Genomic DNA, 13,876 nt, shown 5'->3' on the forward strand with positions numbered 1-13,876 from the left:
TCAAAATCCGGCGAGATTTCATGATTAATGCATTTCAAATACCGAGCCATCCTCATTAAACTGGGCTTTCGGGTTCTTTTTCAGCTCCAGCAGCATTTTATTCCCCTTCTCTTCCCATTCCTTCAGCGCGTCTGCCACTGATTTCTTGTCCTCAAGCACTTCCTGGAAATGCGGTCTTCCTGAGTTCGTAATGTTATACAGCCCCGGGATATCACGCGCTAGTTTTTCTTCGGCGGCGCTAGCTGGCGGTACAGGCTTCAACTGATAAAATGCATCAATATTATAAGACTGACCGGCCTTCGGTGTAATGAACGATTTGCGGGACACCATTTCATACGAGTTGCTGCGGGATCTCAGCTTAGCGAAATCCTCCCCGTTTACGAACTTAATGAAATCCCAGGCAGTCTCGGCGTTTGGAGCCGCACTGTTAATCGAGAACGTATTTCCGATCCAAATATTGCTGCCAATCCCCGGCTTCTCCGGATGCACTGGCATCGTCACGATATCCCAGTCCACCGGGCTGTAATTTTTAATCTTGTCTGCATTGTTATTGGCTTCTACGATCTCATTAATGTAATAGCCGTCACTGATCATCATTGCGAGCTTGCCCGACAAGAACAAATCGCCGCTGATCGGACTGTAATTGTCTTCCGAGTAATACTCTTCCATGTTCATATTTGCTGAACTCGGAATAGTTTTATCCTTCGCCAGCTTGCTGATCGTATCCCACACCTTTTGCCATTGCGGCGAATTGACCGTCATCAGTTCAGCTTTCTCGTCGTACACTCGAAGTTCAAGCGGGGTTACATAACTGCTTTGCATATCCCAATAAGGATCACTGCCTAAATAACGGTTGAAGGAGAAGCCGAACACCCGATCCTTCCCTTCTCCCTTGGAGACCATACGAGCTTTATCGAACACCTCATCCCAGGTCATGCCGTCTGTCGGCGGTTCGATTCCTGCATCCGCAAATACTTTCTTATTATAAAATAACGCGGACGAGCTGAAGGTTGGCGAGAGTCCGTACAACTTGTTGTCTCCGCCAATATCCTTAAGCGTATCGATGACTACCGGGACGATATCGGAGGTATCGAACTTATCCTCCTGAATCATCGGATCCAGCGGCTTGAGCAAATTCTCCTCTGCCAGCCGTTTCAGGGTACCGGTATCCGCTATGATGATATCCACCGGATTGTTCCCCGTCATCAATTTCTTCATGCCCTCGAAGTAATCCGGCTCGACGTACTGTTCATTGTTGCTGTAATCTCTGTAGCGATATTCGGACTGGTCTACCGCCGGCACGATTTCGATCCTTACATTGTTATTGAACTCATAAATATCGGTGTATTGCTGCCGAAACCAGGAATCATCGTTAGAGCCGTACAGCATACCGATGCGCAGCACCTTTTCTTCCTTGCTGTCCTTGACTTTGCCGGCGCTGCTGCAGCCGGCAAGCAAGCCGACGGTTAAACTCGCAGCCAAAGCGAAAGTCATTACTTTGCGGATTTTTCCACTATACCTGTTGTTCATTGCTTATCCCCCTCTAAAGGTTTCGGAGCTGTAATCACAATTTTCTCCCCGTCGAATTCCATGCTGGCCCGGCCCCCGATACCAACAGCCTCCAAGTATTCCTTTGGAACCTGCAGGCGGCCCACCCGGTCAACCACGACGAAGGCTTCGTGAACCTCCTGAAGCCCTCCGCCCTGAGAGCCGGGCTCGCCGCTGGCCTGATCCAAATTCGGATTGCGTTTTACGAACTCGGTGCTCGTTAAGCCATCCCGAATCGCGACGACACGGTCAACCTTTCCGGCCAATTCCAAATCATGCGTGACGATCACGATCGTAATGCCAAGCTCCTTGTTCACTTCCCGGAAGATTCGCATAATTTGATCGGAGGTCGCCGTATCGACCGAGCCCGTAGGCTCATCCGCCAGCAGCATCTTCGGCCGGTTCGACAGCGAGATGGCGATGGCCACGCGCTGCTGCTCTCCACCAGACAGCTGATGGAGCTTGTTATGCATCCGGTCCTTGAGCCCAACCCACTCCAGCAGCTGCTTCGCGTAGGCGCGATCCAGCTTGCCGGACAGCAGCATCGGCATTTCCACGTTCTCCAGCGCCGTCAAATACGGAAGCAGATTTCGCGCATTATTTTGCCATACAAAACCGACGGTATTTCGTTTGTACTCCACTAATTGGTCGTCCTGTATTTTCAGCAAGTCCCAGCCCCCGACATGAACCTGGCCAGCAGAAGGCCGGTCGAGACCGCCTAGGATGTTCAGCAGCGTAGATTTACCGCTGCCGCTGTTCCCGATAATCGCCATCATTTCCCCTTGCTCTACGGTCAAATTCAGCCCTTGAAGAGCAACGACTTCAATCTCCTCAGTTTTAAAAATTTTAACGAGTCCTTCGCAATGAATCATTGCCATCTTACCGCTCCTCTCCCATCTTGACCGCTTGATGCACCCGCAGTCTGCGAATTTGCCAGAACAGTAGACCGGCTCCCAGCGCCAGCATGACAAATACTACGACATAGAGCTGGAACGTATCCTTGGAGTCGAAAATAATTCTGAACGGCGGAACCTGGGTCGTTACGTTATCAGCGGTTTGCAGGAACGGCAAATACAGTTTACCGACCACTTTGCCAATGGCGATGCCAAGCACAATGGATAAACCTGCGGTCAATATTTGTTCGGCCAATAGCATCAATGTAAGCTGCTTCTTCGACAATCCCATCGCCCGCAAAATACCGAATTGCACGACACGGCCCGACAGATTGAAGAACCAGTACAGCACATAACCGATCAAAGACACGATAACGGATACGAGGAACCCGAGGCTAAGGATGCCGAACACCCCGCCGCGGGTAGGATGCTTGCTCTGCACGGATAATACGGTGCGCACATCCTCTACGGAATAAAGTTCGATTTGCTTCTCCTTCAATTTCTCCATCAGTGGAGCCACTTTCGCTCCCTCCTCCATCTTAAGCCATACCTGATATGGAATAAGCGGAAGCTGATCGTTGATGTAGTCCAAATTGGCGATAATAAAAGGCTTCTCGTCAGGGTACTGGCTCGGCCAGTAAGGCACAATGCCATAGACGGCCAATTCAATGGCGCCATCCGTTAACGATACGGAGAAAATATCGCCCTGCTTCAATTTATGCTTCTCGGCAAAATTGGACGGAATAATCGCAGCGGCTTCATTCATTCCTAATAAATTCAAATACTGAAATGGATGTGCCGGGAACAAATCGTTCCGGAACCAGGCAACCTGTGCAAAATCCGCGTTGTCGATCCCCATTAAAGTTCCCTGGCCGGCCGAGCGCCCCGAAACGATGATGTTCCCTTTCGTTTGCAGCACGCGAGCGGCATGCATCACGCCATCCAGTTCACGGAAGGCCTGAAACGGCGGTTCTTCATTATATACCATCTTCGCTGGCGGGGTATTTCCGCCTTGACCGCCGCCAGGTCCTCCAGGTCCGCCAGCTCCGGGATTTCCTCCCGGCTGTCCGCCGCCCTGGCCGCCGCCCTGGCCCCCGCCCTGTCCTTGGTTTGGAGGCGTTGTCGTTTTCTCTGGCGTTCCTGTCCAGACGGCCTGCATAATTACATCTGTCCCGTATTTATAAAGCGTCCGTTCCGTCGAATTCACATCGATCGTCCGGGCGGCCGAGGCGTTATAAACCCCGAGGCCCAAAGTGAGAACGAGCAAAATCATGAGCGGATAATAGGATGTCGACGAACGTGATAACTGCGTCAGACTTAAATAATAGGGCACCGGCAGCCACTTTTTCCCGAGCCAGCCGATCAGCTTGAGCAGCCACGGGAATACGCGCAGGAAAAACAACCCCATTGAGAATATCGCAATAGCCGGTACGAAAAACAGGAACGGCTGAACCTGCAGCTCATCCGTGGTCATCCCTGTCTGAAACGTGATCATTTGACGGTCCATGAACAGGTAATATCCATAACCCGCAATGCCAAGCAGGACGAGGTCCAGAAAGTACCGCTGCCAGCCGGGCTTCCGGTCCGAGCGGGCCTGTTTTTGCTTCGCATTGACAATCGAAGACCTCGCATATGAAATAGCTGGTATCAGCGTGGCTAGAATGGCAATAATGACAGCAGCGCCGCCTAGAGCCAAGGCGTCCATATTAAAGCCCACTGGAATCGATTTCCGGTTCACGAAGGCTAGGAAGCCGTCAGCGGCACCGATGCTCTTGGACATGAACCAGCCGAGCAGCGGACCAATAATCATCGCCGCCAGCCCGAGCAGCAGCCCTTCCAGCAGATAGATGAACACGATCTGCCTCGTCGAAGCTCCGCGGCTTCGCAGCACGGCAATGTCGCTTTGCTGTTTGTCGAGCGATTGGCGCGCATTCATGACGATATAATAGAACACCATAGCAATCATCGGCGCGGCCAATGTGAACAGCAGCGTTTGCATCTGCAGGCTTTGTTTGCGGAAATCATTCAACAAACCGCCGAAAGAAATATCCACCTTTGTATCCTTCAGCTTCTGGTACAGCTCCACGTTCAGGCGATCCAGCGTGCTCTGCAGCGGTGACAGCTGGCTCGTCTTGATCTCCCTAAGATCGAATGCGTAGTACCACCCGGAGTTATGCAGCGGCACCGTTAATTTTGTTAGCAATCCCTCATTAAAAGCTTTCTCGCTGACGTAAAACTGGTTCATCATGCCTTCAAAGCCTTGATACCAATAAGGATCGCCCTCTTGCAAAGGCTGGAATGTGCCCACGATTCTTACCTTAAGAGTCAGGTCTGATTTGCCGATCACGGGATATTCCATCACCGCGCCGACATGCAAATCTTGGCGGAACATCGCTTCTTCCAGCATCAAGGCATCTATATATCCGTCCTCGACTTGGTCCGAGAACACTTTCCCGTTTGTGATTGTGATATGTTCCGGCAGACCGCTCATCGAGACGATGGACATCGCCCTTTTCCGGCTGGCATCCACCTTTGTCGGATCTTGAGGGTACACCTCAGACGTACGAATAGAACGCGTATTAACAAAAGTTTGCTGCGGGAATCCGATCTCTTCAGGCACTTCATTTACGATATACGAATGAACGTTCTCCAGACCGGCAAAATCCGTCTTTGTTCCGCCCGCAGCCTGATAGCTCATCAGCAGAGAGCCGGCAGGCAAACCCTTGCTTTCTTCCTTCAAAGAATTCGAGACAACCCGCTTCAATGCCCCATCCGAGTACATCGGTATGCTTACTGTGAATGAGACAGCGACGACAAGCCCCAACAACGTACTAAGCGTCAACCATTTCGTGTTCCACATTTTGCGGAACAGCAAGCGTAATAAAGGAACACCCATTAGCGACCCACTACTTTCTGCCCCGGCTCTAGTCCTTTTACAATCTGTACATCAGTCGGAGTTTGAACTCCTACCTCAACGTCCGCTTCGCGTTTCGTTCCGTCCGGCTCGATCACCTGTACGTAAGTACGCGACCCTACTGTCCGCAGTGCCGAAATCGGAATCACCACCGCATCCTCAATACGCTGGGTGACGATCCTTACGGTCAGCATCGCACCACGTCCCAGATCTTCAGGCCATTTATCCAATTCAACGATCAGGTACTTATCAATAGAGTCCTTCTCTGGAGGGGTTCCATTTTGACCTCCGTTGTTATTGCCCCCATTGTTTCCGCTATCTGTTGAGGATGGCATAACTTTAACCTTTCCGTCGAATTTGCCAAACGTATTAATATCAACGGTGGCCTTCATCCCGACGGCAAGCTTCTGCAGATCATCCTTGCTGAACGTGGCGCCAACCACAAGCGCCGAAGTATCGGAGATGACGCCAAGTGATTCATAGGCCTTGATCGTACCGCCCTTCTCTGCCTTTAAGGACACGATGGTGCCCGCAAACGGTGCCCGCAAAGTTCCGTCGGCAATTTGCTGCTCGAGATCGACCAGCTCCTGGCGCGCTTCCTCGAACACGATGGCGGATTCCTCGAATTCATATTCCTCTTTCTCGTCCTTCGTGCGCAGCGCTTCCTTCATCGCAATCTCCTGCTTGCGGAAGTCCAGGCGCTTCTTGCGAAGCTGCTTCTGCAGCTCCTCGACGTCCAGTTCGATCAGAATGTCGCCTGCGGCAACCTTATCCCCAGCCTTCACCCGGACGTTCTTAATATGCGTGGCCCCTTTATCGTCGGAGAAATACAGCTGCTCTTCCCGCTGGCTCAGCACTTTCCCCGTCCCTTTAACGTCCAGCTCAATCGGTTCCTTCCGGACCTCGTATTCCGGCTTCTTCGAAATCGTTGGCGGGGTAATCACCGGCAGATCCTCTTCCTCCTCTTCATTTGGCAGCAATCCGCAGCCGGATGCGCCAACTAGGACAATACATAATGACAATAGGCTCAGCGTCCGGAGCCATGCCCTTTTATTCGATAAATTTTCCATCCACCATTTCATAAACATGGTCTGCTACCTCCAAGATTGTAGGATCGTGAGTCGTCATACAAATCGTCACTTGTTCCGTATGTATGATATTTTTGAATACTGACATCACCTGTGCACCCATCTGGGAATCCAGGTTGGCCGTCGGTTCATCCGCAAGAAGCAGCTTGGGGCGATGGGCAATCGCTTTGGCGATCGCTACGCGCTGCTGTTCTCCCCCCGACATCTCGAACGGGCGGTGAAACATTCTCTTGCCGAGCCCTACCAGCTCCAGGCACTGCGTCACGCGCGGCTTCCATTCCTGCGGAGGCACGCCGGCCATCCGAAGCGACAGCTCTACGTTCTCCCATGCCGACAGAAGCGGCAGCAATGCATAGGCCTGGAAGATGAATCCAATCTGGTCGCGGCGCAATATCGTACGCTTGTCGTCGCTAAGCTGGTGCAGCGGCTGCCCCCGGAACAGAATTTCCCCTTTTGTAGGCTGATCAAGCCCGCCCAGCATATTGAGCAGCGTCGTTTTTCCGGAACCGGATCGGCCCTTAAGCATCACAAGCTGGCCGGATCGAACCTCCATGTTAATACCCTTCAGCACATGAAGTTCGGTCCCGCCTACCGGAAACGTCCGGTGAACTTCCCTTACCGACAGAATGGGCTCCGAAGATTTCGGGGTCGCCACGTTATTCTTCGGCACCGCGGCCACCTTTGCGGCGGCAGCTTCCTCAAGCCCCTGTCCCGTGTTCTCAAGCTCTCGGGCGGGTTCCTCTGGTGCAGCATTATTCGAGATAACGCTCACATCTTGATCATCGGATTGTTCTGATTTTACCGTTTTGCGAAACCATCGCATCATTGTGTATCGGTCTCCTATACTTCCTATTTTTACGCGTCCCTTAATTCTTCACGTCTAGCATTATAAACGAAATCTCATGGCAAAAAGTTACAACATTTTTTACGATATTGAGATAATATTACCATTATTTATTCACTGAACTGCGGCTGTAAGTCTGTTAAGATGACAAAGACTCGTAATATAGCAGAAATTACGGCATAGTTCAGCGCTGCTGATAGTTTATAAATTCTAGCAATTTTGAAAAAAGGGAGGAGAAGTGATGAAGCGGCGCGCAAAACTATTTCTTCTCATTACTATGACGCTTTTTGTTTCCATAAGTTGCAATCTTCAGACACCAACTATAGCTCTGACTCAGGGAGCACCGTTTCAGGACATTGGCGACAGCTATGCCAAAACAGAAATCGTTGCCCTTTACCGGGATAATATCATGGCCGGAGTCAAACCCGGATTTTTTGCTCCCAAGCAGCCGATGACCCGGGCAGAATTTCTCACGACGCTCGTTCGCCTGCTTCGCCTCACTCCAGTTCAAGCAAAGGTGCCCGCCTATAGCGATGTTGCTTCGTCTTCCTGGTATTACGGCTATATCCAGGCCGCCACGGAAATCGGCCTTGCCTCAGGAACAGGCACGGGTACATTCAGTCCGGACCGGCCGCTAAGCCGCCAAGAGGCGGCAGCCTGGATCGTTCGTGCATTCAAGCAGCAGCCAGGCTCAGCAACAGCGTTATCTCCGTACCGCGATCAATCGGAAATCGCCCCGTGGGCGCTGCCTTATGTTAATACGGTCACGAAGCTGCAATTCATGGGTGGTTACGAGGGAATGTTTCAGCCGAATCAACCGTTATCCCGCCAAGAGGCAGCCTCACTACTGTACCGCATACAAGCGCACAAGCCATGGATGAATGAAATCGGCAAAGAGATAAGCCCAAAAATTCAAATAGGCTGGCAATACGGACAGACTACACAGCAATATAAACATAGCGTTCTAAGCTCGAACGTAAATGTCTTGTCTCCACGCTGGTTTTTCTTGGAAAAGGGAGGCGAGCTGCAGGACTATTCAGATCCTTCTCTCATCACATGGGCCAAGCAGCATAATAAAGCAATATGGGCTATGCTGGGGAACCGCTTCGATATGGAAGCGACCCATGAGCTTCTGGCCTCATCGGCCGAAACGGCCGACTTTACCCGCAGTATCGTGTCCACCGTGCAGAAATACGGCCTTCAGGGAATTAACGTCGACTTTGAAAACGTAAAACCCGAAGATCGTCCCTATTTCACCCGTTTCATCAGACTGCTGGGCGAGCAAATGCATAGCGCCGGCGCCGTCCTATCGGTAAATGTCTCGCCAGAGTTAGGCAGTGACTGGACAGCGGCTTTCGATTACGCGGCCATCGGCAAATATGCGGATTACGTCGTGCTAATGGGATATGATGAGCATTGGGCAGGCGGCAGCTATGCGGGATCCGTCTCCTCTCTGCCTTGGGTGCGCAGCGGTCTTGATACGCTGCGGCAGGACGTGCCTGATCATAAGCTCATTTTGGCTCTGCCTTTCTACAATCGAGACTGGACCACCAAAGGAAGCAGCTCGAACGCAGCTCTTGCTTCGACGGATATCACCCTGCAGGAGCAGACTGATTTAATGGTGCGCTATAAATTCCGGCCTGTGTGGAACGAGACCCTTGGCCAGTACCACGCTGCGTATAACAATGGAGCAGTCCATCGGATATGGCTGGAGGATTCCCGGTCTTTATCGCTTAAATATCAGATGGCTGCGAGCCGGGGCGTGGCTGGCTATGCATACTGGCACATCGGCGGCGAGACGCCGGATGTTTGGACAAGCCTGAGCAATGCGGAACGTTATTCCACGTACTTATTTCATTCATTCGATTTATAAAAAAGAGCCATTCCCTGTAACAAGGGAATGGCTCTCGTGTTTGATTATACTCCAAAGGATTCGGGATTTTCCCGCCAGGATTGAAGCAGGGATAAATCATCCGGCTTCACGATGCCCTTCTCGATCGCGACTTCAATAAGCGCTCCATAGTTGGACAACGTCTGTAAGGGAAATCCCGCCTCCTTGAACGCTTGCGTCCCCTTATCCAGCTGATAGCTAAAGATGGCCAGCACGGCCAGCGGTTCAGCACCCGCCTCGCGTACAGCTTGTGCCGCTTTGATCGAGCTGCCGCCAGTCGAGATCAGATCCTCGATGACAACGACCTTCTGCCCAGGTTTGACCAAGCCTTCAATCAAATTTTCCTTGCCGTGGCCCTTCGCCTTGTCGCGAACATAAATCATCGGCAACCCAAGCTTTTGGGAGACGAAGGCCGCATGGGGAATCCCCGCCGTAGCCGTACCCGCAATGACCTCTGCCTGTGGATAAGTGCTGCGAATTATGCCTGCAAACGATTCGGCAATGAGATCGCGGATTTCCGGATAGGACATCGTCAGGCGGTTGTCGCAATAAATCGGTGACTTGAGGCCCGAAGTCCAAGTAAAGGGCTGGTGCGGCCGAAGAGCGACCGCCTCAATGTCCAGCAATTTCCCTGCTACCTCTAAAGCGATTTGATTTGTATTTACCATGCTTCCTTCATCTCCTCTATAATAAGCTCGGCAGCGCGCCGCGGATCTTTGGCTTCCGTAATCGGCCGTCCGACAACGATGTAATCCGTCCCTTGACGCATCGCGTCCCCGGGGGTAAGCGTCCGGAACTGGTCTCCGGCTGCGCTGCCTGCCGGGCGGATGCCCGGCGTTACCGTTTTGAAGCTGTTCCCGCAATGCTTCTTAATCGCCTGTACCTCGAGCGGGGAGGCGACAACTCCATGCAATCCTGCTTGTTTGGCCAAGGACGCATAAGCGACAACTGCGTCCTCCATCGTTCCAGGTATGCCGATTTCCCGATTCAAGGTCTCCTGACTCGTGCTCGTAAGCTGAGTGACCGCAATGATCGTGGGCATAGCCAGCGACGGGTCGCCGGCCAGAGCAGCCTCAGCGCCGGCCAGAGCGGCAGCCATCATTTTCAACCCTCCAGCAGCATGTACATTGAACATGTCTACGCCGAGCCGGGTTACGCTGTTGGCTCCGCCCCTCACGGTATTCGGAATGTCATGCATTTTTAAATCCAAGAACACCCGATACCCCCGCTTCTTCAGTTCCCTTACAAAATCAGGACCAACTGCATAGTACAACTGCATCCCGACCTTCACGTAACAAGGGATGCCTTCCAGTTGAGTGATGAGCCCCCGCGCCTCTTCCGCAGTCGGATAGTCGAGCGCAACCATGAGGCGCCCGGCAGCTTGTTCAAATGTACTCATTTAATGTCCCCCCGTCATACTTGCGGCTCCGAAGCCTAAAGCTTCCGGAGCCGCGTAAATTTCTGAATTGCTCAATTATATAGATCTTACAGGACCGGCATCGCTTGGGACGAGAAGTTAATCGTCTCGAGCATGTTAAGCAGCGCGCGTACCGTATCCAGCGAGGTCATGCAGACGATACCGTTCTCGACCGCTTCCCGGCGAATGCGGAAGCCATCACGCTCCGGCTCTTTGCCTTTGGTCAGCGTATTGATAACGAAATGGGCTTCCCCGTTGCGGATCAGATCCAGAATATTCGGGGATCCTTCGCTTAGTTTATTAACCGTTGTAACATGGATATTGGCTTCCTGTAACGCGGCAGCCGTACCGCCCGTCGCCAGTATTTTGTAGCCAAGTTTCGAGAAGCCCCGAAGAATTTCCACGGCCTCCTCTTTATCTTTATCCGCGATTGTCGCAATAATCGCACCCGTAGTTGGAATTTTCATGCCTGCGCCGACAAGCCCTTTATACAGCGCTTTGGCATACTGCGGATCGCGTCCCATAACCTCGCCCGTCGATTTCATTTCAGGACCCAGCGTCGGCTCCACGCGGCGAAGCTTCGCGAAGGAGAAGACTGGAACCTTAACGGATACGTATTCAGCCTCAGGCCATAGTCCGTCTGTATATCCTAGATCCTTCAGCTTGGCGCCGAGAATACACTGCGTAGCTAGGTTGGCCATCGGAATGTTCGTCACTTTGCTCAGGAACGGAACCGTCCGGGAAGAGCGCGGATTGACCTCGATCACGTAAACCTCGTTGTTGTAAATAACGAACTGGATGTTAACGAGACCCACCGTTTTCAGTTCACGAGCAATTTTAATCGTGATGTCAGCAATTTTATTCTTCAATTCGTCAGATACATGCTGCGGCGGATATACCGCGATGGAGTCTCCAGAGTGCACGCCCGCTCTCTCGATATGCTCCATGATCCCCGGAATGAGCACCGTCTCGCCGTCGCAGATCGCATCGACCTCGACCTCTTTGCCGAGCATGTAACGGTCGATAAGCACCGGATGCTGCGGATTGATGTTGACGGCCTCCTCCATATATTTCAGCAGTTCTTGGTCAGAGTATACGATTTCCATGGCGCGTCCGCCGAGCACGTAGGATGGGCGGACAAGTACTGGATAGCCTAGCGATTGCGCCGTGCCTACAGCTTCATCCACGGAGGTTACCGTGCTGCCTTTAGGCTGGGCGATTTGCAGTCTGGACAGCAGTGCCTCGAACTTCTTCCGGTCCTCAGCCTCATCGATGCTCTCCAGCGATGTTCCGATAATGCGCACTCCAGCAGCCTGAAGCGGTGCCGCCAGGTTAATCGCGGTTTGGCCCCCGAATTGGACGATTACGCCAACCGGCTTCTCCTCTTCAATAACGTTCATGACATCCTCGAAGAAGAGCGGTTCGAAATAGAGTCGGTCGGACGTGTTGAAGTCCGTCGATACCGTCTCCGGGTTGTTGTTAATAATGACCGCTTCATAGCCAGCCTTCTGAATCGCCCAGACGGCATGCACTGTGGAGTAGTCAAATTCGATGCCTTGGCCGATCCGGATCGGTCCGGAGCCAAGCACAACGATTTTTTCTTTTTTCGTCTGCACAACTTCGTTCTCGGTCTCGTAAGTAGAGTAGTAATATGGAGTGGATGCTTCAAACTCCGCTGCGCAGGTGTCTACCATTTTGTATACCGGGCGCAGGTTGTGCTCTTTGCGGAAGTGAGTCACGCTCTCTTCCGTCAAATGCGTTCCCCCTGGCTGGCCCGCCGCCCGCAGCTCAGCGATGGCCCGGTCTGTAAAGCCAAGGCGTTTAGCCTCATATAGTGTTTCGTAGGTCAACGATGGCTCGGATGCAATCTTATGCTCGAATTGCACGAGGCGCTCAATTTTATCCAGGAACCACCAGTCGATTTTCGTTAAATCTTGAATTTGCTGCAGCTTGTAGCCGCGGCGGAACGCTTCGGCAACCAGGAACAGCCTCTCATCATCGGCCTGAACGAGCCGCTGATCGAGCGTCTCTTGGCTCAGTTGTTCCGTGCCTTTCAAGTACAAGCGGTGCGTGCCGATTTCCAGGGAGCGAACGGCTTTATGGATCGATTCTTCAAATGTCCGGCCGATTGCCATAACTTCGCCTGTCGCCTTCATTTGCGTTCCCAGCTTGCGGTTCGCATGAATGAATTTATCGAACGGCCAGCGCGGAATTTTGCTGACGATATAGTCGAGCGTCGGCTCGAAGCAAGCGTAAGTCTGCCCTGTAACCGGGTTGACGATTTCGTCCAGCGTGTAGCCGAGCGCAATTTTAGCGGCCATTTTCGCAATCGGGTAGCCCGTTGCCTTGGAAGCCAGAGCGGAAGAGCGGCTTACACGAGGGTTAACCTCGATAACATAATATTGGAAGCTTTGCGGATCAAGCGCGAACTGTACGTTACATCCGCCTTCGATGTTCAATGCGCGGATGATTTTAAGCGATGCGGAGCGCAGCATTTGATACTCGCGGTCCGACAGAGTCTGGCTTGGAGCCAGAACGATGCTGTCGCCGGTATGTACGCCGACAGGATCAAAGTTCTCCATGTTACATACGACGATGCAGTTATCGTTAGCGTCGCGCATTACCTCGTATTCGATTTCCTTCATGCCGGCGATCGATTTCTCAATCAGGCATTGCCCGATCGGGCTGTAGCGGATCCCGGATGCAACCGTCTCCTTCAGTTCTGCTTCCGTCGCGCAAATTCCGCCGCCCGTACCGCCAAGCGTATAAGCCGGACGAACGATAACCGGGTAGCCGATCTCATCTGCGAAGCGCAGCGCCTCTTCAACCGTTGTGATGATGGTGCTTTCCGGAACCGGCTGCTCCAGCTCACGCATCAGCTCGCGGAACAGATCGCGGTCCTCCGCTTTCTCGATCGATGTAAGCTGCGTACCAAGCAGCTTCACGTTCTCCTGCTCGAGAACTCCCGCACGGGCGAGTTCTACGGCCATGTTCAAGCCGGTCTGTCCCCCAAGGGTCGGCAGCAATCCGTCCGGACGCTCCTGACGAATGATCTGGGTAACGAACTCCAGCGTAATCGGTTCGATGTATACTTTATCCGCCATATTCGTATCGGTCATGATCGTAGCGGGATTGCTGTTGATAAGGACGACTTCCACGCCTTCTTCCTTCAAAGCTTGGCAAGCCTGGGTACCAGCATAGTCGAATTCGGCCGCTTGACCGATCACGATTGGACCGGAACCAATGACGAGAATCTTCTTGAGGTCTTTATTGATCGGCAT

At 52.5% G+C, this 13,876-nt stretch carries 9 protein-coding genes; 1 reads left to right on the forward strand and 8 read right to left on the reverse strand.

Features of this window, described 5'->3' with window-relative positions:
* Positions 1-24: 24 nt before the first annotated feature.
* Genes MKX50_RS16470 through MKX50_RS16490 form a run of 5 tightly spaced genes read right to left on the reverse strand, consistent with a single transcriptional unit; the run spans position 25 to position 7,269 of the window.
* Positions 25-1,530 (reverse strand): extracellular solute-binding protein, encoded by a 1,506-nt coding sequence (locus MKX50_RS16470; RefSeq protein ID WP_213590295.1) that lies wholly within the window; start codon positions 1,528-1,530, stop codon positions 25-27.
* Positions 1,527-2,420 carry an ABC transporter ATP-binding protein gene (locus MKX50_RS16475; RefSeq protein ID WP_213590697.1) on the reverse strand — a complete coding sequence of 298 codons (894 nt, stop codon included), beginning with the start codon at positions 2,418-2,420 and terminating at the stop codon, positions 1,527-1,529. The genes MKX50_RS16470 and MKX50_RS16475 overlap by 4 nt, the downstream gene beginning before the upstream one ends.
* A gap of 7 nt (positions 2,421-2,427) precedes the next feature.
* Entirely contained in the window at positions 2,428-5,337 is a 2,910-nt protein-coding gene (locus MKX50_RS16480; RefSeq protein WP_339157383.1) for an ABC transporter permease, read from the reverse strand.
* On the reverse strand, positions 5,337-6,443 hold the full coding sequence (locus MKX50_RS16485) for an HlyD family efflux transporter periplasmic adaptor subunit (protein WP_213590291.1): 1,107 nt from the start codon (positions 6,441-6,443) through the stop codon (positions 5,337-5,339). The genes MKX50_RS16480 and MKX50_RS16485 overlap by 1 nt, the downstream gene beginning before the upstream one ends.
* Positions 6,406-7,269, reverse strand: a complete 864-nt coding sequence (locus MKX50_RS16490) for an ABC transporter ATP-binding protein (RefSeq protein ID WP_213590289.1) — start codon at positions 7,267-7,269, stop codon at positions 6,406-6,408. The genes MKX50_RS16485 and MKX50_RS16490 overlap by 38 nt, the downstream gene beginning before the upstream one ends.
* Positions 7,270-7,564: 295 nt before the next feature.
* Here MKX50_RS16490 and MKX50_RS16495 point away from each other — a divergent pair, with 295 nt between their 5' ends.
* Positions 7,565-9,160: an S-layer homology domain-containing protein gene (locus MKX50_RS16495; RefSeq protein WP_339157384.1), complete on the forward strand. Its 1,596-nt coding sequence runs from the start codon at positions 7,565-7,567 to the stop codon at positions 9,158-9,160.
* Between the two features lie 44 nt (positions 9,161-9,204).
* On the opposite strand, the gene pyrE is transcribed toward MKX50_RS16495, so the two are convergent.
* The 3 genes from pyrE to carB all read right to left on the reverse strand — a co-directional run bounded on the left by pyrE (position 9,205) and on the right by carB (position 13,876).
* Positions 9,205-9,846 (reverse strand): orotate phosphoribosyltransferase, encoded by a 642-nt coding sequence (gene pyrE / locus MKX50_RS16500; protein ID WP_339157385.1) that lies wholly within the window; start codon positions 9,844-9,846, stop codon positions 9,205-9,207.
* Positions 9,840-10,577 carry an orotidine-5'-phosphate decarboxylase gene (gene pyrF / locus MKX50_RS16505; protein WP_339157386.1) on the reverse strand — a complete coding sequence of 246 codons (738 nt, stop codon included), beginning with the start codon at positions 10,575-10,577 and terminating at the stop codon, positions 9,840-9,842. Before pyrF ends, pyrE begins: the two co-directional genes overlap by 7 nt.
* Positions 10,578-10,663: 86 nt before the next feature.
* Complete coding sequence (gene carB / locus MKX50_RS16510; protein WP_213590285.1) at positions 10,664-13,876, reverse strand: carbamoyl-phosphate synthase large subunit; 3,213 nt, start codon at positions 13,874-13,876, stop codon at positions 10,664-10,666.

Source organism: Paenibacillus sp. FSL W8-0186, assembly GCF_037969765.1.
Classification (GTDB): Bacteria; Bacillota; Bacilli; order Paenibacillales; family Paenibacillaceae; genus Fontibacillus; species Fontibacillus woosongensis.

What these genes read in the sequence shown, in the direction of transcription:
- MKX50_RS16470 (WP_213590295.1), bottom strand. Translation starts at nt 1,530, where the DNA reads ATGAACAACAGGTATAGTGGAAAAATCCGCAAAGTAATGACTTTCGCT.
- MKX50_RS16475 (WP_213590697.1), bottom strand. Translation starts at nt 2,420, where the DNA reads ATGATTCATTGCGAAGGACTCGTTAAAATTTTTAAAACTGAGGAGATT.
- MKX50_RS16480 (WP_339157383.1), bottom strand. Translation starts at nt 5,337, where the DNA reads ATGGGTGTTCCTTTATTACGCTTGCTGTTCCGCAAAATGTGGAACACG.
- MKX50_RS16485 (WP_213590291.1), bottom strand. Translation starts at nt 6,443, where the DNA reads ATGTTTATGAAATGGTGGATGGAAAATTTATCGAATAAAAGGGCATGG.
- MKX50_RS16490 (WP_213590289.1), bottom strand. Translation starts at nt 7,269, where the DNA reads ATGATGCGATGGTTTCGCAAAACGGTAAAATCAGAACAATCCGATGAT.
- MKX50_RS16495 (WP_339157384.1), top strand. Translation starts at nt 7,565, where the DNA reads ATGACGCTTTTTGTTTCCATAAGTTGCAATCTTCAGACACCAACTATA.
- pyrE (WP_339157385.1), bottom strand. Translation starts at nt 9,846, where the DNA reads ATGGTAAATACAAATCAAATCGCTTTAGAGGTAGCAGGGAAATTGCTG.
- pyrF (WP_339157386.1), bottom strand. Translation starts at nt 10,577, where the DNA reads ATGAGTACATTTGAACAAGCTGCCGGGCGCCTCATGGTTGCGCTCGAC.
- carB (WP_213590285.1), bottom strand. Translation starts at nt 13,876, where the DNA reads ATGCCGATCAATAAAGACCTCAAGAAGATTCTCGTCATTGGTTCCGGT.